At 70.9% G+C, this 22,369-nt stretch carries 24 protein-coding genes and 1 other RNA gene; 7 read left to right on the top strand and 18 right to left on the bottom strand.

Annotated elements, in window-relative coordinates; genetic code table 11:
• Window positions 1–86 precede the first annotated feature (86 nt).
• Window positions 87–338, top strand: a complete 252-nt coding sequence (locus tag AB3M82_RS00210) for a helix-turn-helix domain-containing protein (RefSeq protein WP_412954612.1) — start codon at window positions 87–89, stop codon at window positions 336–338.
• Here the strand turns inward: AB3M82_RS00210 and AB3M82_RS00205 are convergent.
• Window positions 333–584 carry a hypothetical protein gene (locus AB3M82_RS00205; RefSeq protein WP_412954609.1) on the bottom strand — a complete coding sequence of 84 codons (252 nt, stop codon included), beginning with the start codon at window positions 582–584 and terminating at the stop codon, window positions 333–335. The genes AB3M82_RS00210 and AB3M82_RS00205 overlap by 6 nt on opposite strands.
• A 234-nt stretch (window positions 585–818) precedes the next feature.
• The gene (glsA, locus tag AB3M82_RS00200) at window positions 819–1,754 is read right to left on the bottom strand and encodes a glutaminase A (protein ID WP_412954607.1); all 936 of its coding nucleotides are present in this window, start codon (window positions 1,752–1,754) and stop codon (window positions 819–821) included.
• Window positions 1,755–1,859: 105 nt separating this feature from the next.
• Between glsA and AB3M82_RS00195 the strand changes: the two genes are divergently transcribed.
• Window positions 1,860–3,017, top strand: coding sequence for an AI-2E family transporter (locus AB3M82_RS00195; protein WP_412954604.1), 1,158 nt, complete (start codon window positions 1,860–1,862; stop codon window positions 3,015–3,017).
• On the opposite strand, the gene AB3M82_RS00190 is transcribed toward AB3M82_RS00195, so the two are convergent.
• The 4 genes from AB3M82_RS00190 to AB3M82_RS00175 are packed head-to-tail and all read right to left on the bottom strand — an operon-like array spanning window position 3,004 to window position 8,517.
• Complete coding sequence (locus AB3M82_RS00190; RefSeq protein ID WP_412954602.1) at window positions 3,004–3,924, bottom strand: diacylglycerol/lipid kinase family protein; 921 nt, start codon at window positions 3,922–3,924, stop codon at window positions 3,004–3,006. The genes AB3M82_RS00195 and AB3M82_RS00190 overlap by 14 nt on opposite strands.
• 49 nt (window positions 3,925–3,973) lie before the next feature.
• Window positions 3,974–6,949 carry a bifunctional [glutamine synthetase] adenylyltransferase/[glutamine synthetase]-adenylyl-L-tyrosine phosphorylase gene (locus AB3M82_RS00185; RefSeq protein WP_412954600.1) on the bottom strand — a complete coding sequence of 992 codons (2,976 nt, stop codon included), beginning with the start codon at window positions 6,947–6,949 and terminating at the stop codon, window positions 3,974–3,976.
• 9 nt (window positions 6,950–6,958) lie between these two features.
• Entirely contained in the window at window positions 6,959–8,296 is a 1,338-nt protein-coding gene (locus AB3M82_RS00180; RefSeq protein WP_412954598.1) for a glutamine synthetase family protein, read from the bottom strand.
• A gap of 2 nt (window positions 8,297–8,298) precedes the next feature.
• On the bottom strand, window positions 8,299–8,517 hold the full coding sequence (locus AB3M82_RS00175; protein WP_412954596.1) for an SPOR domain-containing protein: 219 nt from the start codon (window positions 8,515–8,517) through the stop codon (window positions 8,299–8,301).
• 69 nt (window positions 8,518–8,586) lie between these two features.
• Between AB3M82_RS00175 and ppgK the strand changes: the two genes are divergently transcribed.
• A complete protein-coding gene (gene ppgK, locus AB3M82_RS00170) occupies window positions 8,587–9,333 on the top strand; it encodes a polyphosphate--glucose phosphotransferase (RefSeq protein ID WP_412954593.1) in 747 nt (248 codons plus the stop codon).
• 61 nt (window positions 9,334–9,394) lie between these two features.
• Here the strand turns inward: ppgK and rnpB are convergent.
• The 4 genes from rnpB to AB3M82_RS00150 form a co-directional block, all read right to left on the bottom strand.
• Window positions 9,395–9,762, bottom strand: an RNA gene (gene rnpB, locus AB3M82_RS00165) — RNase P RNA component class A.
• 34 nt (window positions 9,763–9,796) lie between these two features.
• A complete protein-coding gene (locus tag AB3M82_RS00160; RefSeq protein ID WP_412954591.1) occupies window positions 9,797–11,482 on the bottom strand; it encodes a bifunctional 3'-5' exonuclease/DNA polymerase in 1,686 nt (561 codons plus the stop codon).
• A 22-nt stretch (window positions 11,483–11,504) separates the two neighbouring features.
• Window positions 11,505–12,236: a zinc ribbon domain-containing protein gene (locus AB3M82_RS00155; RefSeq protein ID WP_412954589.1), complete on the bottom strand. Its 732-nt coding sequence runs from the start codon at window positions 12,234–12,236 to the stop codon at window positions 11,505–11,507.
• Between the two features lie 33 nt (window positions 12,237–12,269).
• Entirely contained in the window at window positions 12,270–12,689 is a 420-nt protein-coding gene (locus AB3M82_RS00150) for a YchJ family protein (protein ID WP_412954588.1), read from the bottom strand.
• A gap of 40 nt (window positions 12,690–12,729) precedes the next feature.
• Between AB3M82_RS00150 and AB3M82_RS00145 the strand changes: the two genes are divergently transcribed.
• Window positions 12,730–13,578 carry an aldo/keto reductase gene (locus AB3M82_RS00145; RefSeq protein WP_412954585.1) on the top strand — a complete coding sequence of 283 codons (849 nt, stop codon included), beginning with the start codon at window positions 12,730–12,732 and terminating at the stop codon, window positions 13,576–13,578.
• Between the two features lie 9 nt (window positions 13,579–13,587).
• Here AB3M82_RS00145 and AB3M82_RS00140 read toward each other — a convergent pair whose 3' ends face one another.
• A complete protein-coding gene (locus AB3M82_RS00140; protein ID WP_412954583.1) occupies window positions 13,588–14,424 on the bottom strand; it encodes a helix-turn-helix transcriptional regulator in 837 nt (278 codons plus the stop codon).
• A 101-nt stretch (window positions 14,425–14,525) separates the two neighbouring features.
• On the opposite strand from AB3M82_RS00140, the gene AB3M82_RS00135 reads away from it, so the two are divergent.
• Window positions 14,526–15,290 carry an SDR family oxidoreductase gene (locus AB3M82_RS00135; protein WP_412954581.1) on the top strand — a complete coding sequence of 255 codons (765 nt, stop codon included), beginning with the start codon at window positions 14,526–14,528 and terminating at the stop codon, window positions 15,288–15,290.
• A gap of 52 nt (window positions 15,291–15,342) precedes the next feature.
• On the opposite strand, the gene AB3M82_RS00130 is transcribed toward AB3M82_RS00135, so the two are convergent.
• Entirely contained in the window at window positions 15,343–16,296 is a 954-nt protein-coding gene (locus tag AB3M82_RS00130) for an L-lactate dehydrogenase (protein ID WP_412954578.1), read from the bottom strand.
• A gap of 68 nt (window positions 16,297–16,364) precedes the next feature.
• Between AB3M82_RS00130 and AB3M82_RS00125 the strand changes: the two genes are divergently transcribed.
• The gene (locus tag AB3M82_RS00125; protein WP_412954575.1) at window positions 16,365–17,327 is read left to right on the top strand and encodes an NAD(P)H-quinone oxidoreductase; all 963 of its coding nucleotides are present in this window, start codon (window positions 16,365–16,367) and stop codon (window positions 17,325–17,327) included.
• Window positions 17,328–17,361: 34 nt separating this feature from the next.
• Here the strand turns inward: AB3M82_RS00125 and AB3M82_RS00120 are convergent, their stop codons facing one another.
• The gene (locus AB3M82_RS00120; RefSeq protein ID WP_412954572.1) at window positions 17,362–17,760 is read right to left on the bottom strand and encodes a hypothetical protein; all 399 of its coding nucleotides are present in this window, start codon (window positions 17,758–17,760) and stop codon (window positions 17,362–17,364) included.
• Between the two features lie 122 nt (window positions 17,761–17,882).
• Between AB3M82_RS00120 and AB3M82_RS00115 the strand changes: the two genes are divergently transcribed.
• Window positions 17,883–18,971: an AAA family ATPase gene (locus AB3M82_RS00115; protein WP_412954569.1), complete on the top strand. Its 1,089-nt coding sequence runs from the start codon at window positions 17,883–17,885 to the stop codon at window positions 18,969–18,971.
• 39 nt (window positions 18,972–19,010) lie between these two features.
• Here AB3M82_RS00115 and AB3M82_RS00110 read toward each other — a convergent pair whose 3' ends face one another.
• The 5 genes from AB3M82_RS00110 to AB3M82_RS00090 all read right to left on the bottom strand — a co-directional run bounded on the left by AB3M82_RS00110 (window position 19,011) and on the right by AB3M82_RS00090 (window position 22,366).
• A complete protein-coding gene (locus AB3M82_RS00110) occupies window positions 19,011–19,811 on the bottom strand; it encodes a sigma-70 family RNA polymerase sigma factor (protein WP_412954566.1) in 801 nt (266 codons plus the stop codon).
• Between the two features lie 168 nt (window positions 19,812–19,979).
• Window positions 19,980–20,294, bottom strand: a complete 315-nt coding sequence (locus tag AB3M82_RS00105; RefSeq protein ID WP_412954564.1) for an HU family DNA-binding protein — start codon at window positions 20,292–20,294, stop codon at window positions 19,980–19,982.
• A gap of 203 nt (window positions 20,295–20,497) precedes the next feature.
• A complete protein-coding gene (locus tag AB3M82_RS00100; protein WP_412954561.1) occupies window positions 20,498–21,013 on the bottom strand; it encodes a hypothetical protein in 516 nt (171 codons plus the stop codon).
• Between the two features lie 73 nt (window positions 21,014–21,086).
• Entirely contained in the window at window positions 21,087–21,482 is a 396-nt protein-coding gene (gene fliW / locus AB3M82_RS00095) for a flagellar assembly protein FliW (protein ID WP_412954559.1), read from the bottom strand.
• Window positions 21,479–22,366 carry a flagellin N-terminal helical domain-containing protein gene (locus AB3M82_RS00090; RefSeq protein ID WP_412954557.1) on the bottom strand — a complete coding sequence of 296 codons (888 nt, stop codon included), beginning with the start codon at window positions 22,364–22,366 and terminating at the stop codon, window positions 21,479–21,481. Before AB3M82_RS00090 ends, fliW begins: the two co-directional genes overlap by 4 nt.
• Between the last annotated feature and the right edge of the window lie 3 nt (window positions 22,367–22,369).

The following is a 22,369-nucleotide window of genomic DNA, read 5'->3' as shown; positions in this document are numbered from 1 at the left end:
CAAACCGCACCTAAATGAGCTCGAAACCGGGTCGAGATCGGGCCGAGAATCACGCGAGGGAACCGGGTTTCGGTAGCCTCGGCAGCATGGATAGCCTGCTCGAGGGGATCATCCGCAGAGTGATTCGCGAGGAGATCGCCGCGGTGCTCGGTGAGCAGCCGTTCAGGCTTGCGCTGACGATCCCTGAGGCCGCGACCGCAGTGGGTTACAGCGTCGAGACGATCCGGAAGCAGATCCGCGACAACTACCTGGTGCCGTCGTACGCGAACTCGAAGCCGGTGATCCCGGTTGAGGAGCTGCAACGGTGGCTGAGGAGCTTGCCTGACGAGCCCCTATAGACGGTTGCCGGGTGCCGTGTTCGGGAGCCCCTGAGCGCGGAGGCGGTACTGGTGCACGGGGCTGTTCTGCAGCGTCTGCCGGAAGAACGCGAGGAGGATGTCTTCACGGACGACGCGAGTGCGTTGACCCTCTATGATCTTCCACTCCATCGGCATCCCGATGGAGTGCCAGCGCCGGATCGTGCGGTGGCAGCGCTTGACCCGTTTCGCGGCCTCGGCGTATGTGAACCACTTCTCCTCAGTCACGACTCCCCCAGTCCGCAGAAAGTCCGCAGAACGTCCGGCAGAGACCATCCATGACTATCACTCCCCATCACTCAGATGCCCGGAATCACGCGGATGTCGGGGGTTTCCATCACCGACCAGTCACCCGGAGAAAGTACGAGCTGTACTTCGGCGTCTGATCGAGCCTGCCAGAGCGCCCCGCCGGCTTCGACCGGCGGGGCGCTCTGTCGTATGCCGGGGGCCACCCTCGGCGTGTCAGCCCACCCGGCCGAAGACGTGCAGTCCGAGGTCGGCGCTGAGGGCGTCGCTCACGAAGTGGCCCCGGACGCTGGTGCCCCTCTCGTCGAGCGGCGGACTGATGACCGCCGCTCCCAGTACGCCGGGGGCCGAGAGCACGATCGCTCCCGAGACGCTCGACTTCGCCGGGACGCCGACCTGCCGCATCCATCGTCCCGAGCCGTCGTAGACGCCGCAGGTCGACATCACCGACACGACGTCGCGCGCGACGGCCGCGCCGATGACCTGTGCTCCCGTCACCGGGTTGCGTCCTCCGTGCGCGAGCGTCGCGCCCATGACCGCGAGGTCCCGCGCGTCGACCACGACGGCGCAGGCGTGCGCATAGACGGCCACGGCGTCGTCCGCCCCGACCCGGAGGGTGCCCTCGGACCGCATCAGGTGCGCGAGCGCGTGGTTGCGATCGCCGAGCAGGTGCTCGTTGCGCGCGATCGCCTCATCGACCTCCAGGTCGCGTCCGGCGAACGCGGAGAGCCCGGCGAGGATGCGCTGCTCGCGCGCGGCCACGTCGTCACCCTCGACCAGGGAGGCGGTGAGGATGGCGCCCGCGTTCACCATGGGGTTGGGCGGGCGTCCGGTGCCGCTCTCGAGCTTGATGGCGTCGAACGCCTCGCCGGTCGGCTCGATTCCGACCCGGTCGAGCGCCGCGCCGTCGGTGTCCTGCAGCGCGAGCGCGAACAGGAAGGGCTTCACCGCGGACTGCAGGCTGAAGCCGACGTCGGCCTGTGCGCTCGAGGAGACGGAGCCGTCGATCGTCACCAGAGCGAGCCCCAGGAGGTCGGCATCGGCCCGCGCGAGCTCGGGGATGCTGTCGTCCACCGTGCCGCCGGTCCGGCGGAGGGCGCGCCCGCGCAGCGCGTCGAGGTCGTAGGTCCGGGGGTCCGCCGTGGCGCTCATGCCCCCAGCCTCGCACGACCGTGTGACGACGTTGCGCGTGTCGCGCCTTGACCGGGTGCCACGGCAATGGTCAACTGATGAGTCTGGCTTGCGGAGGGGAACACAATGCGTCGGAAGAGCGTGGTCGCGACGACCGAGACAATCGAGACCGGACCGGCGAACGATCGCTCCACACGCCGCGTGGCCTCGGTCACCGCCGCCGCGCGCACCAACCCGTTCATGTTCGGGCTCCTCGGCGCTCTCGGGGTGCTGGTCGCGCTCGCGATCGGCGGCATGGTCGATCAGCTCGCCACCGTCTTCGTGTACATCGGGGTGGCGATCTTCCTCGCGCTGGGTCTGGATCCCATCGTGCGACTCATCGAGCGCAAGCTCCCCCGCGCGGCGGCCGTCGCGATCGTGGTCGCCATCGTGCTGCTGGCGTTCGCCGGCATCCTGCTCTCCATCGTGCCGATCCTGGTGGAGCAGATCACGAACCTCATCGACGACGGACCCGAGATGATCGCCGACATCATGGCCTCGGCGTGGTTCCAGGACCTCAGCAACCAGTTCGGATCGACGTTCGAGGATGCCGCGTCCAGCGTCCTCACCTTCCTCCAGGATCCCGGGAACCTCGCTGACATCGGCGGCGGCGTGTTCGCGGTCGGCGCCGGGATCGCCGGCGGCGTGACGGGCGGCATCATCGTGCTCATCCTCACGCTGTACTTCATGGCCTCGCTGCGCAGCATGAAGGCTGTCGCCGCCCGTTTCGTCCCCGCCTATCAGCGCGAGACCTTCAGCGAACTGCTGCAGGACATCTCGGGCGCGGTCGGCCGCTACGTCATGGGCCAGGCGAGCCTCGCCCTCATCAACGGCGTGCTGAGTCTCATCTTCCTCACGATCATCGGCGCCCCGGTGCCCGCCCTGCTGGCGCTGATCGCCTTCATCGGCTCGATGATCCCGCTGGTCGGCACGCTGGCCGCGTCGATCATCAATGCGCTGATCTGCCTCATCGTCAGCCCGATCACCGCCCTGATCGCGATCGGGTACTACCTCGTCTACATGCAGATCGAGGCCTACGTGCTGTCGCCGCGCATCATGAGCAAGGCGGTCGCGGTGCCCGGGGCTCTCGTGGTGATCGCCGCGGTGGCGGGCGGCGCGCTGGGAGGGGTGCTGGGCGCCCTCGTGGCCATCCCGGTGGCGGCCAGCGTCATCATCATCGTGCAGAAGGTGGTCTTCCCCGCTCAGGACCGCAAGAAGACCCCGCCGGTGCTCACCGCACCGTGAGCGCGCCCGGCTGCACCCGCACCGTGAACGCCGACACCTCCCCCAGGTCCTCCCCGTCGATCTCGAAGACCTGAGGACGCGAGAGCTCGACCGAGATGCGCTCGGCGGTCAGGTGTTGGGTGGAGTCGGTGCTGACGGTCTCGTCGCCGCGGGTGAGCATGCGACGGATGCCGTTGTCCCACACCACCGAGCGGACCGTCTCCATCCACTGCAGAGCGCCCTCGGCGCTCACCAGGAGGATGTCGAGCAGGCCGTCGTCGAGCTGCGCGTCGGGGAGCAGACGGATGCCGCCCTGCAGCATGCCGCAATTGCCGATGAGCATCGTATGCCCGCGCACCTCGTCGGCCACGCCGCCGTCGATCGACAGCGTGATGTCGATCATCTCCGTGCCGTTCAGCGCACGCCCCATCGCCTCGACGTAGGCCAGCCAGCCGGCGCGGTCCTTGAGATCCTCGTCCGTCTCGACGAGCATCTGCGCGTCGAGACCGAACCCGACCATGACCGTGAAGGCACGGGTCTGACCGTTGAAGTCGACCCAGCCGAGGTCGATGTGCTGCGGAGTCGCGTCACGGACGCGCTCGAGCGCGGACGTCATCCCGTCGAGGGGCACGCCGAGATTGCGCGCCAGCAGGTTCCCGGTGCCCTGCGGCACGATGCCGAGCGGCACCTCGGTGCCCGCGAGCGACTCGGTGACGGCGCGCACGGTGCCGTCACCGCCGACCGCGATCACGACCTCGCATCCGGCATCCACGGCATCCGCCGCCATGCCCCGGCCCGGGTCCTCGATCTGCGTCTCCCACCAGCGGACGTCGGCGTCCGGACCGAACACCTCGTCGACCGCTGCGCGCAGAGCCTCCCCATCGACCTTGGAGGGGTTCCAGATGATGCCGATGCTCGAATCGCTCATGAGGCCAAGCCTGGGGTGTCGCGCCGGGAAAAGGCAAACCGACACCCGCTCAGCCGTAGAACTCCTGCTCGAAACTGCGGCGCGCGCGGCGGGTGACGGCGAGGTAGTCCTCCTCGAGCTCCGTCGCGGAGCGGTCCGGATAGCCCAGGATCCGCGCCAGCGCGTCGAGTTCACGACGGTCGGCCGGCAGCACGTCGCTCGTCCGCGCGGTGAGGATGGTGATCGCCGAACGCAGCCGGCTGGACAGCCGCCACGCCTCGCGCAGCCGCTCGGCCGCGTCGGCCGGGAGGAGGTCGGCGGTCACGGCGGCGTCGAGTGCCGCCATCGTCGAGGTGGTGCGCAGCGCCGGCACCCGGTGCGCGTGCTGGAGCTGGATCACCTGGACGAGCCATTCGACGTCGCTGAGGGTTCCCGGGCCCAGCTTCAGGTGACGGCGGGGATCGACGCCCTGCGGCAGCCGCTCCCCCTCGACCCGGGCCTTGATGCGCTTGATCTCGCGGACACCCTGGGGGTCGACCTCGGCCGGATAGCGGATGCTGTCGGCGAGCTCCGTGAAGCGGCCGATGAGCTTCGCGCTGCCTGCGACACCGCGGGCGCGCAGCAGGGCCTGTGCCTCCCAGGACAGCGACCAGCGGCGGTAGTACTCGGCGTAGGCGGCGAACGAGCGCACCATCGGACCGCTGCGGCCCTCGGGTCGCAGCCCCGCGTCGAGCTCGAGCGGAAGGCGGTGGTCGGTGAGGTTCTCGCGCAGTCCCGTCACGATCTTCGAGGCGAGCTGCTGCGCGCGCTGCGACTCGACGCCGTTCGCGTCGTAGACGTAGAGGATGTCGGCGTCGGATCCGAAGCCGAGCTCGGCCCCGCCGAACCGCCCCATGGCGATGACGGCGAAGTCCAGGGCCTCGTCCTCGGCGGGGACGATCTGCCGGCGCACCGCGCGGAGCCCCGCCTGGATGGTCGCCTCGGTGACGTCGGTGATCGCCGTCGCCACCTCCTCGATCGTCAGGACCCCGAGCACCCCGCCCATCGCGGTCCGCAGCAGCTCGCGGCGCCGCAGGGCCCGCACGGCGCGCAGCGCGTCGCCGACAGTGTCGTGCCGGGTCTGGATGGCCCGGGCCTCCTCGTCGAGGGAGGAGGCGCTGCGGGGTCGCAGCAGGTCGGTGCTGTCGAGCCAGGCCACCGACTCCGGGATCCACTCCATGAGCTCGCCGATGTAGCGGGAGGTGGAGAGCAGGCGGGTCAGGCTCTCGGCCGCCCCCGAGGAGTCCCTCAGCATGCGCAGGAACCAGTGGGTGTCGCCGAGCCGCTCGCTGATGCGCCGGAACGCGATCAGTCCGTAGTCCGGGTCGCTGCCGTCGGCGAACCATCGCACCATGACGGGCATGAGATGCCGTTGGATCGTCGCCTTGCGGCTGAGTCCGGTGGTCAGGGCGCCGATGTGCCGGAGCGCTCCGGCGGGATCGCGGAAGCCGATCGCGGCGAGCCGGTCGTGCGCCTGCTCGGTCGAGAGCGTGCGCTCCTCCTCCGGGAGCCCGGCGACCGCGCTCAGCAGCGGACGGTAGAACAGGCGCGTGTGGATCTCGCGGACCTCGCGGCGGATCCCCTCCCACCGCGCCCACATCCCGTCGCGGGAATCGGCCAGGCCCGTGCTGCGGGCCAGCACGCGCAGGCCGTCCGGGGTGCGCGGCATCAGATGAGTGCGGCTGAGCTCGCGCAGCTGGAGGCGGTGCTCCATCAGCCGCAGGACCCGGTAGTCGTGGGCGAAGGCGGTCGCCTCCTGACGCCCGATGTACCCGCCGTCGACGAGCGCCTCGAGGCTCTCGAGGGTCCCGCGCGTACGCAGCGAGGGGTCGGTCAAGCCGTGGACCAGCTGCAGCAGCTGCACCGTGAACTCGATGTCCCGCAAGCCCCCGACCCCGAGCTTCAGCTGGTACGGGGCGTCCTCGGGGTCGATGTGCTCCGTCACCCGCTCGCGCATGCGCTGCGCGCTCTCGACGAAGTCCTCCCGCGCGGCGCTGGACCACACCTTCGGCTGGACCGCGGCGATGTAGTCGCCGCCCAGCGCCTCATCGCCTGCCAGCGGCCGGGCCTTCAGGAGCGCCTGGAACTCCCAGCTCTTGGCCCAGCGCTCGTAGTACGCGACATGCGAGGAGAGGGTGCGCACGAGCGCCCCCTGCTTGCCCTCGGGCCTGAGCGCCGCATCGACCTCCCACAGCGGCGGTTCGACCTCGATGCCGCTGAGTCCGCGCATCGTCTCGCGCGCCAGGCGCGTCGCGATGTCGATCGCCCGCCCCTCGGTCACGACGTCCTCGTCGGCCGTCCCCCCGACGAAGATCACATCCACGTCGCTGACGTAGTTGAGCTCGCGCGCGCCGGCCTTGCCCATGCCGATCACCGCCAGCCGCACCGCCGCGACCTCCGGCCCGCCCGCGGCGCCGCGCACGCGGGTGCGAGCGACGGCGAGCGATGCCTCGAGGGCGGCACCCGCCGCATCCGCGAGGGCGGCAGCGACCGCGTCGACGACGTCGACCGGGTCCGGGTGCATCAGGTCGTACGCGGCGATCGCGGTGAGCTCGCGGCGGTAGGCGACGCGCAGGGCGACCAGCTCGGCGTCGTCGCCCTCGCGGGAGAACCCGTCGACGGCCCCGACCGACGCCAGGAGCCGCTCGCGCATCTGCTCGGCGGTCGGCAGGGCGTCGAGCCGCTCCCCCAGGACCGACAGCTGCTCAGGATGCCGCAGGAAGAAGTCCGCCAGGCCCGACGAGGCTCCGAAGACGCGCCACGCCCGGCGCTGGCCGTCGCCGCCGTCGAGGAGGGCCGCGAGGGGATCCGGATCACGACGCGCCACGCGGAGCATGCCGCGCACCGCCGCGTCCGGGTCTGCAGCATCCGCCCCGACGAGCAGTCCGGCGCGGTCACGCCCGACGAGATCCGCGAGCTCGGCGAGGGACGCCGCGGCCTCGCCCAGATCGTCGAAACCCAGCCGCGCCAGGGCGGACAGCGAGACGGAATCGTCCGGACGGGCCATGCGCGCGACTCAGAGCAGCTCGAGGTTGTTCTTCAGCTCGAGCGGCGTGACCTGACCCCGGTACGCCTCCCACTCCTTGCGCTTGTTGAGCAGCACGTAGTTGAAGACCTGCTCGCCGAGCGTCTCGGCGACCAGCTCGGACTCCTCCATGTACTCGAGGGCGTGGTCGAGGCTCGCCGGCAGCGAGGCGTATCCCAGCGCCCGACGCTCCGAGTCGCTCAGCGACCAGACGTTGTCCTCCGCCTCGGGCGGGAGCTCGTACCCCTCCTCGATCCCCTTCAGACCGGCGGCCAGCATGAGCGCGTACGCCAGATAGGGGTTCGCGGCGGAATCCAGGGCGCGGTACTCGACGCGCGAGGACTGGCCCTTGTTCGGCTTGTACATCGGCACGCGCACCAGGGCGGAGCGGTTGTTGTGGCCCCAGGTCACGAAGCTCGGGGCCTCGTCACCGCCCCAGAGCCGCTTGTAGGAGTTGACGAACTGGTTCGTCACGGCGGAGATCTCGTTGGCGTGACGGAGGAGACCGGCGATGAAGTGCCGGCCCGTCTTGGAGAGCTGGTACTTCGCGCCCTCCTCGTAGAACGCATTCTGGTCGCCCTCGAAGAGCGACATGTGGGTGTGCATCCCGCTGCCCGGGTGTCCGCTCAGCGGCTTGGGCATGAACGTCGCATAGACGCCCTGCTCGATCGCGACCTCCTTGATCACGGTGCGGAACGTCATGACGTTGTCGGCCGTCGTCAGGGCATCCGCATACCGCAGGTCGATCTCGTTCTGCCCCGGACCGCCCTCGTGATGGCTGAACTCCACCGAGATGCCGAGGTCCTCCAGCATCCGCACCGAGCGGCGGCGGAAGTCATGAGCCGTACCTCCCGGCACGTTGTCGAAGTACCCGGCGGAGTCCACCGGGACCGGCCCCTCGGGGCCGTACGACGAGGACTTCAGCAGGTAGAACTCGATCTCGGGGTGGGTGTAGAACGTGAAGCCCGCGTCGGCCGCCTTCGCGAGCGTGCGCTTGAGCACGTGACGCGGATCGGCGACGGCCGGCTGCCCGTCGGGCGTCGTCAGGTCGCAGAACATGCGCGCGGTCGGGTCGATCTCGCCCCGCCAGGGCAGCGTCTGGAAGGTCGTCGGATCCGGCTGGGCCAGGAGGTCCGACTCGTAGCTGCGGGTCAGGCCCTCGATGGCCGAGCCGTCGAAGCCGATGCCCTCGGCGAAGGCCCCTTCGACCTCGGCAGGGGCGATGGCCACCGACTTGAGCGTGCCGATCACATCGGTGAACCACAGGCGGACGAACTTGACGCCGCGTTCCTCGATCGTCCGGAGGACGAAGTCCCTCTGCTTGTCCATCGTCACTCGGCGCCCCGGTTCGACGGCGGGGTGTCCCATCCGGACTCCGCAGCCTCTTCCTCGGCCCAGGCGCGCGAGCGCTCCTGCAGCTTCTCGGGCGCACGCGCGGCTTCGGCCTCGGTGTCGAACGGTCCGACGCGATCGGCCGACGGCGAGATCATGCCGAACTCGACGTTCCCCGTCGCGAGGTTGTACCAGTACTTCTCATCACCGTCGGACATGGCCGGTCCCTTCGTCGTCTGATGTCATCGATCCTAGTGGCGCGAAAGCCTGTCGCTATGCTGAGAGTCATGGCACAAGCGATCGGCGTCGACATCGGCGGCACGGGGATCAAGGCGGGGATCGTCGACCTCGAGCACGGCATCATGGCATCCGACAGGGTGCGGGTCCCCACACCCGAGGGGGCGTCGCCCCAAGACGTCCTGCAGGCTGTGCAGACCGTCCTGAAGACACTCGACGTGCACGACTCGACCCTCCCGCTCGGCGTGGCCTTCCCGGCGATCGTCAAGCGCGGCAAGACGCTCTCCGCCGCGAACGTCTCGAAGGAGTGGCTCGGCTTCGACGCCGAGCGGTTCTTCCGCGACGGCCTCGGCCGCAACATCGTCTTCGTCAACGACGCGGATGCCGCGGGCGTCGCCGAGGTCCGGCACGGAGCGGCCCGCGACGTGCGCGGCTTCACGCTGCTCACGACGCTCGGCACCGGCATCGGCTCGGCCTTCCTCTACGACGGGGTGCTGCTGCCGAACACCGAGCTGGGCCACCTGAACTTCCGCGAGTACGAGTCGGTCGAGCAGTGGGCCGCGACCTCGGCGCGCGAGCGCGAGGGACTGACGTGGGCCGAGTGGGCCGAGCGTCTGCAGGCGTTCTACTCGCACATCGAGTTCCTGTTCAGCCCGGACCTGTTCGTGGTCGGCGGCGGAGTGTCGAAGAACGCGGGCGACTTCCTCCCGCTCCTCGACCTCAAGACGCCGATCGTGCCGGCCATCCACCGCAACAACTCCGGCATCATCGGCGCCGCCTCGCTGGCAGGCGACTGAGCCGCATCCCGACGCGGAAGGCCCGGTGACCGCTCGGTCACCGGGCCTTCGACGTGCGGGGCGAATGGGCCGACCTGTACGCCGGGTTCTGTTCCGGGGTTCTTCGCCCCTTCGACGGCCATCTCTCTCGGCGACACGTTGCCGTGCCGCTCCAGCGGTCTACCCGAGGACTCGGCGAGCCGCGTCATCATCCTCTGTCTGACCTTGCTCCGGGCGAGGTTTACCTGGCGGGTCATGTCACCATGACCCCCGGTGGTCTCTTACACCACCCTTTCACCCTTACCCTGCGGCCCGGAGGCCGAGGGCGGTCTGCTCTCTGTGGCACTTTCTCGCGGATCACTCCGGGTGGGTGTTACCCACCGCCCTGCCCTGTGGAGCCCGGACGTTCCTCGGTGCGGTCACCCGCCACGCGACCGTCCGGTCGACCCATTCGCACCGCCAGTCTACTTCCCGGCGGGATCGGTCACTTGTCGGCGGAGTCCGCGATGCGGAGGTCGAGCCGCACGTCGATGGGGAACGTGCCGAAGAGCCGCGTCGTCGCGACCGCCGCGGCGTCGCGCACCGCATCCGCCGCCGCGTCCGCGTGCTCCTCCGGCACGTGCAGGATGACCTCGTCGTGGAGGAAGAAGGCGAGGTGGGACGCCCGGGCGAACGGACCGGATGCCGGCGCCGGCCGTTCCGCGTCGGCGAAGCCGCGGAGACGGTGGCGGATCTCGGCCAGCCAGATGAGCGACCACTCCGCCGCCGTCCCCTGCACCACGAAGTTGCGGGTGAAGCGTCCCCAGTCGCGAGCGCGTCGGCGGGCCTGGGCGACGAGCGCGGGATCGGCGTCGGCGCCGGTCGCGCGGGCCTGGAGCTCCTGCCAGTCGGCCGACGGCGCCGGGGACGACCGCCCCAGCCAGGTCGAGACCACCCCGCCGTCCTCGCCGGTGCGTGCCGCGGCATCCACCAGCGCCATGGCCTGGGGGTAGACCCGGCGCAGGCGCGGCACCAGCCGGCCGCTGTCTCCCGTCGTCGCGCCGTACATCGCGCCGAGCACCGCGTACTTCGCCTCCTCGCGCGTGGCCACGGCGCCCGAGGCCACCACACCCGCGTACAGATCCGTTCCGCGCGCCGTCTCCGCCATCGCCTCGTCGCGGGCCATCGCGGCGAGCATGCGCGGTTCCAGCTGAGCCACGTCGGCGACCACGAGGCGCCAGCCCGGATCCGCGCGCACGGCGGGGCGGAGGCTGCGCGGCAGCTGCAGGGCGCCGCCGCCCGCCGACGCCCAGCGCCCGGTGACGACGCCGCCGGGGATGTACACGGGCCGGAATCGCCCCTCGCGCACCCATTCCGCGAGCCAGCCCCAGCCGTTGGCGCTGAGCAGCCGCGACAGCTTCTTGTACGACAGCAGCGGGGCGATGACGGGATGGTCGTAGGCGGCGAGCTCCCAGCGGCCGGTCGACTCGGCCGGCACTCCTGCCCGGTGCAGCGCGCGCAGCAGCTTGGGCTGGCTGTCGAGGTGGAGGGTCGCGTCGCCCAGCAGTCGACGGACCTCGTCGCCGAGCTCCACCATCCGGCTGGGCAGCCCGCCCGCCGCCGGACGCGCGCCCAGCGTCTCGGTGAGGATCCCGTCGTGCACCCGCTCGTCCCACGGCAGCCCGGCCGCGCGCATCTCCTCGGCGATGAGCCCGCCGGCCGACTCGGCCGCGCACAGGAGCGACAGCCGGCCGTCGTCCGCCTCGGCGATCACGCGTCGCTGTTCGCCGTACTGCGCGAGCACCGCGGCCACGGCGTCGCCCTCGGCCCGCGCGTCGTCGAGGTCGAACAGTGCCGGCGCGGTCTCGGCCGGGTCCGTGCGCACCCATCGTGGCGAGGCGGTGAGGGGACGGGCCGCGGACGCGGTGTCGCGGAGGATCGCGTGGCAGAGCACCAGGTCGTGGGCGCGCCCGAGCCGCACGCCAGCCGCCAGGAGGAAGGGATAGTCGTCGCGCGCGCTGCGCAGGATCCACCGCGGGGCGTCGGCGGCCTCGGTGCGAGCGACCCACGCGGCGGCTTCCCCCGCCCCGAGCGTGGTGCGCGAGACCTCGTCGCCCGCGGCATCCAGGTCGACCGCCGTCCAGGCGTCTCCCGGGGCGCGCACCAGGGCGATGCGCCGCTCGGCGCTCACCGACGGCACGCCGCGGGGCAGCTCACAGCCCGGATTCCTCCGTGCGGACGAGGATCGCGCCGCACTCGGGGCACGACACCACGGCATCCTCCGGCGCGCGCCGGATCTCGTTCAGGTCGGTGCCGGGCAGCATGATGTTGCAGCCTCCGCACGTGCCCCGGGTCAGGAGCGCTGCGCCCGCGCTGTTGGCGGAGCGGCGGGTGTACTCGGCGAGGAGGGCGGCCGGGACGGTCTCGGACAGCGCCGCGCGGTCGCGCGCGAGCTGCACCCCGAGCTCGGCGGCCGCGGCGACGTCGGCCTTGCCCTGAGCCGTGAGAGTGGTGCCCTCGGCGGTCGTGATGTCGAGCAGGGCCTGCTGCGCCGCGACGGCGGCCTCGGCCTCCTCGACCCGCGCCATCAGGTCGAGCTCGGCGTCCTCGAGGTCGCTCTGTCGTCGGGCGAGGCTCGCGAGCTCGTGCTCGAGCGCCTGCGCCTCCTTCGGGTTGGTGGCCTCGGCGAGCCGCTGGGCGTCGCGGGCCCGGCGCTGCTCGACGAGAGCGACATCGGACTCGACGCGGCTCAGCTCGGCACGCACGTCGTCGCGGGTGCCCGTCAGGGAGGTGAGCTCCCGGAGCTGCTCCTGACGGATGGCCACCAGCTCCCCGATGCGCGCGGCCTGCGACGGGTGGGTCCGGGCACGATCGGCCTGCGCGATGCGCCGATCGAGGTCGGCGATGTCGAGCAGGATGCGCTGGTGTTCAGGGCTGGCGTTCACGCTTCCAAATCTATCCCCTGCGTCGGACCGCGGTCAGCGGACGTCGCCGTCCACGTAGAACCAGCGACGGTCCTCGCGCACGAAGCGACTGCGCTCGTGCAGCCTGCCGCGCTCCCCCGCCTGCTCCCACTGCGCCACGAACTCGACGACGCCGTCCCGGTCGAAGGGTCCCCCGCGCTCGCGCTCGAGGATCGCGAGCCGACGCCACCGGAGGTCCGCATCGATCTCGAGCGTCGCGGGGCGGGTCGACGGGTGCCAGGTCGCCCGCAGGTGGTCGACGGCGCCGAGCGCGAAGGCGGTGTAGCGGGACCGCATGAGCCGCTCCGCGGTGGGCGCCGCCGTTCCGTGCAGGAGCGGACCGCAGCATCCGCCGAGGACATCGCCGGAGCCGCAGGGGCAGCGGTCCGCGTCGTCCGGTCCGTCATCCCGCGCCGTGTCGGCCCTCTGCGTCATCGCTCCAGCGTACGCTGGGGGTCCGTCCCGAAGGAGCACCGTGACCCCTGCACCCGCCCTCCCCTCGTTCACCGCCCACAACGGGTTCTCGCTGCCCGCGATCGGCCTCGGCACCTACCGGCTCAACGGCGATGCCGGGGCGGATGCCGTCGCCGTCGCGATCCGGGCCGGCTACCGCCTCATCGACTCCGCGTTCAACTACGAGAACGAGGGATCCGTGGGCCGCGGGGTGGCCGCCGCCGGGGTCGACCGGTCCGAGATCATCGTCACGACCAAGCTCCCCGGCCGGCACCACCCGGCCGCCCGGGCCCGCACCAGCATCGAGGAGAGCCGCTCGCGGCTCGGGCTGGACGCCACGGATCTGCATCTCATCCACTGGCCGAACCCCGGCCAGGACGAGTACCTCCAGGCGTGGGAGGCGCTCGTAGACGCTCAGCAGCGCGGCGTCGTGCGGCAGATCGGGGTCTCGAACTTCCTGCCCGAGCACCTGGAGCGCATCGAGCGCGAGACGGGAGTACGCCCGGTCGTCAACCAGATCGAGGTGCACCCGTTCTTCCCGCAGGAGGAGCAGCTCGCGTACCACCGTGAGCGCGGCATCCTCACCGAGGCGTGGAGCCCGCTGGGCCGGGCGAAGGAGCTGCTCGACGAGGCCGTCCTCCGCGACGTGGCGAACGCCCACGGCATCACGCCCGCCCAGACGGTGCTCGCCTGGCACGTCGCCCGCGAGACCGTCGCCATCCCCAAGGCGTCCTCGCCGGAGCACCAGTCCTCGAACCTCGACGCCGCGGCAATCACCCTGACGGACGACGAGGTCGCCGCGATCACGGCCCTCGGACGCCCCGACGGTCGCCTGTTCGGAGCGGATCCCGCCACCCACGAGGAATCCTGACCGTCACGGTCAGACCCGCTGGGTGCCGAGGACCCGCAGGAACTCGAGCTTGCTCGCCGCCTCGCTCCCGGGCGCGGCGGTGAGCACGATCAGGGCCTGCGACTCGTCCTCGGTGAAGAGCGCCTGGCAGTCCACCTCGATCTCCCCGAGCTCGGGGTGCACCAGCACCTTGTGCTGCTCGAAGCGGCGGGCGACCTCGTGGCTCTCCCACAGACGCACGAACTCGACGCTGCGCGCGGAGAGCTCCTCGACGATCTGCCCGGCACGGGACGACGGCCCCATGACGCCGAGGGCCGCCCGCAGGGATGCCACGAGCGCCCGCCCCTGGCGCGGGTGGTCGATTTCGCGGTAACGCCGACGTTCGTGCTCGGGGTCGGCGAACCAGCGGTGGATGCCGCTGCGATCGAGCCCGGAGAGCGAGCTCGCGTCGCCCAGCAGGGCTCGCGCGGCGTCGTTCTGCACCAGCACCTCGTCGAGCACCGATACGACGAACGCCGGAGTGTCGTGCAGACGGTCGAGCACGCGGAGGATGCCGGGGCGCACGTAGTCGGTGAGGTGCGCGCGGTCGGGGGCGCTGTATCCGCAGAGCCGGTAGAGGTAGTCGCGCTCGTCCTCGGAGAGCCGCAGCGCCCGGGCGAGGGAGGAGAGGATCTGGGCGCTGGGCTGCGGTCCGCGGCGCTGCTCCAGACGGGTGTAGTAGTCGGCCGACATCGTGGCGAGCTGCGCCACCTCCTCCCGCCGCAGGCCGGGCGTGCGACGCCGGGGTCCCGCGCGGAGCCCCACGTCCTCCGGGGTCAGCGCCTCTCGGCGTCGGAGCAGGAAGTCTGCGAGCGCGTCTCGATCCACCCCTGGAGTATCCCCCCGATCGGGCGGTGCGATCCAGGGACCGGCCGTCCCCCGATGGCCGCTCTCTGGAGCGGTGCGCGCGGACGGCGGAGTCTGAGGACATGGACATCAGCGGAAACACCATCTTCATCCCCGGCGCCACGAGCGGCATCGGACTCGCGCTCGCCATGCGCCTGCACGACCGCGGCAACACGGTCATCGTCGGCGGACGGCGCGCGGACCGACTCGAGCGGATCGCCGCCGAGCATCCGGGCCTGCACACGATCCGCATCGACACCGCGGACCCGGCCGTCATCGGGGAGGCGTGCCGCGAGGTCATCGCCCGGCATCCCGCCCTGAACGTCGTGATCGCCATGGCCGGCGTGATGCGCGTCGAGGACTGGACCGTGCCGAGCGGCTTCCTCGCGACGGCGGAGGAGACGATCACGACGAACGTCCTCGGTCCGATCCGTGTGATCGCGGCCCTCATCGAGCACCTGCGCGGCCGGCCCGATGCGACCATCATGACGGTCTCGTCGGGGCTCGCCTTCGCTCCCCTGCGGGCGACGCCCAGCTACAACGCGAGCAAGGCCGCGATCCACATGCTCAGCGAGTCGCTGCGGCTGCAGCTCGCGGGCACGACCGTCTCGGTGCTCGAACTGGAGCCGCCGTCGGTGCAGACCGACCTGCTCCCCGGACACGCAGAGAACGAGAACGCGATGCCGCTCGACGACTTCGTGGACGAGGTGATGACGCTGCTCGAGACGCAGCCGGACGCCACCGAGATCCAGGTCGAGCGGGTCGCGTTCCTCCGCTACGGCGAGGCCCGCGGAGAGTACGACCAGGTCGTCGCGACGCTGAACAGCACCGATCCGCACGGACGCTGAGGCGACGGGGGCGAGGGGCACCGGCGGCGCGTCGGCGCCCCTCTTCCCCCTCTCAGCGACGCAGCGAGGCCGTGGCGGCGGTGAGCGCCTCCGCCGACTGCCGGAGCAGACTCAGCTCCCGCTCGGAGAAGGCGGTCGTGCGGATCGGCACGGCGCCGCTCGCGCTGACGATCGACGGCACGGAGAGCGCCACCCCGTCGATCCCGTGGAAGTCGTGCAGGACGGTGCTCACCGGCATCACGGCGTGCTCGTCGCCGAGGATCGCCTCGACGATGCGCGCGGTGGAAAGGCCGATCGCGTAGTTCGTCGCCCCCTTGCCGCGGATGACCTTGTAGGCGGCGTCCCTCACGTCGACGGCGATCTCGTCGAGCTCTTCGATCGTGAATCGCGGATGCTCGGGGGTCTCCCATTCGAGGATCGGCACCGTGCCGATGGTGGCCCTCGACCACAACGGGAACTCCGTATCGCCGTGCTCGCCGATGATGTGCGCGTGCACGCTCGCCGTCGAGACGCCCGCGCGCTGACCGAGCCTCCAGCGCAGCCGGGAGGTGTCGAGCACGGTTCCCGAGGCGAAGATGCGCTCCGGCGGCAGGCCGGTCTCCTGCTGGGCGATCACGGTCAGCACGTCGCAGGGGTTCGTGACGATCACGAAGACGGCGTTCGGAGCCACCTCCTGCAGACGCGGCAGCATGTCTCGGAGGATCCCCGCATTCACCTCGGCGAGCTCGATGCGCGTCTGCCCCGGCTTCTGCTTCGCCCCGGCCGTGACGACCACCACGTGCGACCCTGCGGCCACGGAGATGTCGCTGCCGCCGGTGATGTCGCCCGCCCCGGTGAACGGGGTGCCGTGCGCGAGATCCAGGACCTCCGCCTCGACCTTGTCCGTCGCGATGTCGTAGAGCGCGACGTGCCGCGCAGAGCCGCGGATGAGGGCCGCGTACGCGACGCTCGACCCGACGCTCCCCGCGCCGACGACCGTGAGCTTCGAGTTCAAGATGATCTCCATGCGGCCAGTGTGGCAGCCGCGTCCGGCCGATTCCATCCTCCCCACCCGCACGCGGCTAGCGTGGAGGGATGCGCGCCGTCACCGTCACCGCCGATCATCGCCTCACGGCATCCGACGTCCCCGAGCCGATCCCGGCGCCCGGCGAGGTGCTCGTCGACGTGATCGCCGCCGGCGTGAACCGCGCCGATCTGGCCCAGGCGGCGGGCTCGTATCCCCCACCTCCCGGCGCCTCCCCGCTGCTCGGCCTCGAGGTCTCCGGGCGACGCCGCGACACCGGGGAGGAGGTCGTCGCACTGCTCGCCGGAGGAGGGTACGCCGAGACGGTCGCCGTGCCCGAGGCGCATCTCCTGCCGGTGCCGCGCGGTCTCTCGTCGATCGAGGCCGCCGGGCTCGTCGAGGTGGCGGCGACCGTGGTGTCCAACCTGGTCATCGAAGGCGGTCTGCCGGCCGGGGCATACGAGGCGATGCCGGGCACCCGGCCGACCGTGCTGATCCACGGCGGAACCGGGGGCATCGGCGCCTTCGCGATCCAGTTCGCCCGCAGCTGCGGCGCTCGCGTGCTCACGACCGTCGGCTCCGACGAGGCGATCGCCACCGCCGCGCGGCTCGGCGCCGATCGGACGTGGAACCGCCGGACGACGGACATCTTCGACGCCGTCCTCGCGGAGGGCGGAGCCGACATCGTGCTCGACGTCGTCGGCGGATCCGCCCTCGCCGGCAACGTGCGGGTGCTCCGGGAGTTCGGGCGCCTGCTCGTCATCGGCACGCTGGGCGGCACCACCGGCGACCTCGACCTCGGCGCGCTGATGGCGCGACGTGCTCGCATCATCGCCACCACCCTGCGCTCCCGCGGGGTCGAGGACAAGGCGCGCATCCTGCGGCGCACGCACGAACTCGTCTGGCCCATGATCGAGGACGGGTCGATCGTCGTCCCGGTGCAGCAGGTGCTCCCCCTCGAGGAGGCGGAGCGCGCCCACGCCGTGCTCCGAGACGGAGGCCACCTGGGCAAGGTGATCCTCGAGGTCCGCTGAGCGCTCGCAACCGGTGCCGAGGGCGACGAAGGAGTCACCCGTCGGATGCGCCGCCTCCGCTCGCGTCGGGGCGGTCGAGCCGACGCTTGACGGCCTCCCACTCCGACGGGAGGAGCCGGGCCTCCCCGGCCGCGACGATGCGGGCATTGCCGTTCGGCCCGCGCTCCGGGCGGAGCGTCAGACCGCCGACGATGATGCTCGGAACACCTCGGCGGATGCACTCGATGCTCCCGCGCACCAGGAGGATCGCGGTCTGCTCCGGAGAAGACGCCTCGCCGATGACCGCATCGTCGTGCGCGAGCAGGACCGAGTGCCAGACGCGGTCCGAGCCCTCCGGATCCAGGGTGTACTCCATCAGCCCCTGGGGCGCCGCCTCGACACGGATGACGACAGGAACCGAGACCGGCTCCTCCGCCCCGACGAACCCGCCCATACCGCGACCCCCAGTGCCGGGCGGCCCCACGCCGCCACCCGCCCAGGATAACTCGTGCGACAGCCGCCTTACCGTCTGACGATTCCCACCGATATCTACATCGGGAGGGAAGGAGCAGGACCTTGACAAGCACCTACATCGAGACCGGCGGTCACGTCCGCGTCTACGACGACGCCGTTCGCACCCACCAGGCGTTCCCGCTCGGGACGTACCGCGTGCACTTCACGTCCAAGGAGGGGTTCAGCCTCATCCGGATCGACGACCTCACCGTCGGCACCGAGCGCGTCTACGGTGGTCGGGACAAGAAGGTCGGCAAGATCTTCCGGTCGTACGCGCTGTCGGACCGCAGCCTCGGCGTCATGCTCTCCGGGGACAAGGGCATCGGCAAGTCGCTCTTCCTCCGGATGGTCGCGCAGGAGGCGCGGCAGCGGGGGCTGCCCGTCGTCGTGGTCTCGGAGGACAACGACGGCATCGTGGAGTTCCTCGACAGCCTCGACGAGTGCCTCATCGTCTTCGACGAGTTCGAGAAGATCTTCCCCGCCGGCCGCCGAGGACTCACCGACGGCGTGAACCGTCAGAACCAGTTCCTCTCCCTGTTCGACGGCCTGTCGTCGGTGAAGCGCATCTACTGCCTGACCGTGAACGACGTCGCCGACGTCAGCACATACCTGGTGAACCGCCCGGGCCGCTTCCACTACCACATGCGCTTCGACTACCCGGGTCCCGACGAGGTGCGCCAGTACCTGGTCGACCAGGCCCCCCACGCCGACCCGGACGAGATCGAGAACGTCGCCCTGTTCTCGCGTCGCGCCCGGTTGAACTACGACCACCTGCGCGCCATCGCCTTCGAGCTCGAGCAGCCGGACACGCTGTTCTCCGAGATCGTGGAGGATCTCAACATCAAGTCGATCGAGCCCAGCATCTACCGCATCGAGGCCCGCTTCCCCGACGGGAAGGTCTGGTCGGACGAGGTCGAGATGAACCTGTTCGAGCGCGGCGACGTCGGCCGCACGTACGAACTCCGCAACTCCGCGCGTTCGATCTTCGCGTCGTTCGTCCCGAAGGATCTCATCTTCGAGCCCGACGGCGGAATCTTCGTGCCGATCGGCAAGCTCGACCTGCTCGACGACGAGGACGAGGAGCCGGAGATCTATCCGACCACCGTCAGCCTCACGCTCGTCGGACAGCCGACCTACGGGTTCGGCCTGTAGAGCGCGACGGGGGCTTCGACGATCCGACGCCGGGGCGGGTCACACGCTCAGCGGCTGAGCGGCGGCGTGCCCGGAGCGGCGCCCGCTGGCCGAGAGGCGTTCGAAGTAGGCGTCCAGGACGGCGGCGGAGGAGCGCGAGGCGCGCGAGGCGGGCGACGCGGGCTCGTCCGCGTAGTGACGGTCCAGCGCGTCGCGCAGCATCCGGACGGCCTCCGCGCGCTGCTGGGAGACCGCCGCGTGCGTCACACCCAGCTCCTCGGCGATGTCCTTGACCGTGCGCTCGTCGAAGTAGATGGCGCGGATGACGTCGCGCTTCTTCTCCGGAAGCGCGTCGACGGCCCGGTGCAGGAACTCGTCGCGCTCGCTGGCCAGGACCAGCTCGTCCGGCAGGTAGCCGGTCCAGGGGATCTCGCGCGCATCGGGCACGTCGAGGCTCGTCACGAGGCGGTCGGCATCCGCCAGTCCTTCGCGCACCGCCGACGGCTCGATCCCCATGGACTGGGCGATCTCCGCGACGGTCGGCGTGCGACCCAGCCGGGCGGCGAGGGCGTCGCGAGCCCGGGTGACGGCCTTGGCCCGGGAGCGGACCTCGCGCGGCGCCCAGTCCATCGCACGCAGCTCGTCCATGAGCGCCCAGTTGACCCGCCCGCGCGCGTAGGCGCCGAAGGGGATGCCCATCGCCTCGTCGAACCGGTCGGCGGCCCGCACGAGGGCGTAGGCTCCCGCCGACGTGAGATCGTCGCGGGACACCTGGGTCAGGCGGGAGGCGACGGATGCCGTGGCCGCGCCGACGATGTGCAGATTGTCGACGACGAGCTGATTACGCGCACGCAGGGGCATGGACGCCTCTTTCACTGTCGGTGCAAGCCCTCCCCAGCGACCCACAGCTGACCACCTCGCGGTGGTCGGAACCCTCATCGAACTACATGCTAGGGCCGGCGCCCGGAGAGAAGCGACCTTGGCGGCCGAAGCTCCCGGCGTTTCTTTTCAGCGTTCAGAGCGCGGTGGTCAATCGTTCACCTTGACGCGCCGGTTCACCTCGCGCGTCGCCGAGAACTTCAGCACGGTGTAGTCGGTGACCTCGCCCGCACCCTCGTCCTTCGAGAACTGCACCCGGTGCCCCTTGTGCGTCTGCGGATAGAACTTGCCGAAGTTCGTGAGAGTGACGGTGTTGCCCTGCGAGACGAGGTCGAGGAGCTCCTCGATCATGGCGTCGTAGGCGGTCTGGGCAGCCGGGACCGAGATCCCGCCTCGCCGTGCGAATCGCTGCACGAACTCGCGCTTGCTCACTCGGTTGGCATCGAGCGTCCTGGATGTGCTCATGGCACTCACCGTCCCCTGGTTCTGCTCGTCCCCGAGCATGTTTCGTGGTGTCCCGGCGAGCCGATGCTGCAGCCGTCGAGACGTTCGTCCCCCCATGACGACACCGAGACCGACTCGATTCCGGTGCATGTCCGGAGAGAATAATCGGTCTTCCTTGGTATATGCGGTGAATCTCCCTTTCCGCTGATCTCCGGTCGTCCCGGTCAGTTCCGGCCCGCGGCCGTCGCACGCGCCGCGCGGCGCGCCTCCGCCGCCGCCCGCGTCGCCTCGACGATCTGCGTGCGGATGTCCCTGCCCGCCGTGTCAGCGGCGACCGACAGCTCCGTCGGCTCGAGGGTCTTGGTGTTGACGACGACCTCGCCGCTGTTGATCAGGAGATCGGCCTTGACGCCGTAGACCCGGCCGACGGTCGCGCCGTTCGCGTCGACCAGATCGGCGGCGTTGTCGCCCGCCGCCTTCTCGATCGACGCGAGCTGCTCGGCCGAGTAGCCGGCGGCGTGGTCGTGGACCGAGGGCGATCGCTCGGTCTTCCGCACGACCAGAGCGAGGTCGACCTGTCCGGGTGCGCGGCGGTCTCCCGGGTGGACGCGGGCATCCAGATAGTGCGTCGGTCCGTCGCCGGCGGGATCGGCGGCCACGAGGTCGTCGTACGCCATGACGACGAGGTTCACTCCCTTCGTCGCACCGGCTCCGTGCGTGCGGGATCGCAGATCGACCATTCTTCATCTCCTGTGCGTTCGGGTCGGCGGCTCGCGCCCGTCCGCGCACTGTCGGAACGGGCCGCGTCGGGTGTCAGCCGCCGACGAGGGCCCGGATCGGGTACGCCGGGTCTTCGAGGATCACCTGCGTGGCGCGGCCGGTCTCCCGGTCGATCACGATGGGTGCTCGCAGATTGAGGTACACGCCGTCGTCCGTCGGGTTCGCCACGACGAGCACCCGCAGGTCGCTCGCCTCGGCGGCACCGATCTCGGCGCGCGCGGCCTCCGGGAGGCGGGGCGCGTAGCCTCCGCCCACCGAGGGCGCGTCGATCAGGAAGAGGCGCACATCGGCCTCGGAGGCGCGCAGGGCGTACAGGCCCTGCGCCTCGGGGATCCGCTCGAGGCGGAACGCCGTGTGCGGACTCAGACCCGGCAGGGGTGCGGCGAACTCGACGGCGGCCGAGGTCGTGTCGACGGGGGTCGCGGTCATCGCAGGAACTCCAGGAGGTTGGTCTGCAGCGATCGGGCGGTCACCTGCAGTGCGGACTGGAAGACGAGCTCGGCGGACTGCAGACGCACCAGCACCTCGAGGCTGTCGACGTTCTCCACCTCGGCACGACGGGCCTCCAGATCGGTGGAGACGGACAGGTTCTGGGCGGACGCACGCTCGATCTGCACCTGCCGGGCGCCCGTGGTGCCGCGTGCCGCCACGATCTCCTTCAGGCGCGCATCGATGTCGTCCAGCCGGTATCCGACGTTCCCGCCGCCCCGCAGCTCTGCCGCGATGTCGTTGAGCAGGGCGAAGACGCTGTCGGGTCCTTCGCCGAAGGCCTGCGCGCCGTCGAAGTCGACGCGCACCGTCTCGGTGTCGCTGATGCGCCGGCGCACGCCCTCCCCGGGGGTTCCGAGGAAGGAGAAGGTGCCCGCCTCGAACGCCGCGCTCGCGTCGCTCGTCCCCGCGAACACACTGCGTCCGAGCACCCGGGTGTTCGCCTGGGCGAGGAGCTCCGCGCTGATCGTCTCGAGCTCCTGGGCGATGGACTCGCGCGCCGTCGGGCTGAGGGCGCCCGAGTTCGCACCCTGTCCGGTGAGGTCGCGGGCCCGGTTGAGCAGGTCGGTGCTGGCGCCGAGCGCGGTGTCGACCGTGGTCACCCACGCCATCCCGTCGCTCAGGTTCCGGGCGAACTGGGCGACCCGCGACTGATCGCCGTGGACCCCGAGCGTCGTGGCGGCGGCCGCCGGATCCTCGCTCGGCGACCGGAACGCGCGCTGCGAGGCCGCCTGGTACTGCAGGCGCTCGCGGTCCGCGAGGTTCGCCTGCATCGTGCGGAGCGACTGCTCGGTCATGGTGCTGCTCGTGATGCGCCCGATCATGAC

It is taken from the genome of Microbacterium californiense (genome assembly GCF_047246625.1).
Taxonomy (GTDB): domain Bacteria; phylum Actinomycetota; class Actinomycetes; order Actinomycetales; family Microbacteriaceae; genus Microbacterium.
The sequence above is the reverse complement of the archived record's forward strand: the minus strand, read 5'-3'. Positions and strand labels throughout refer to the sequence as shown.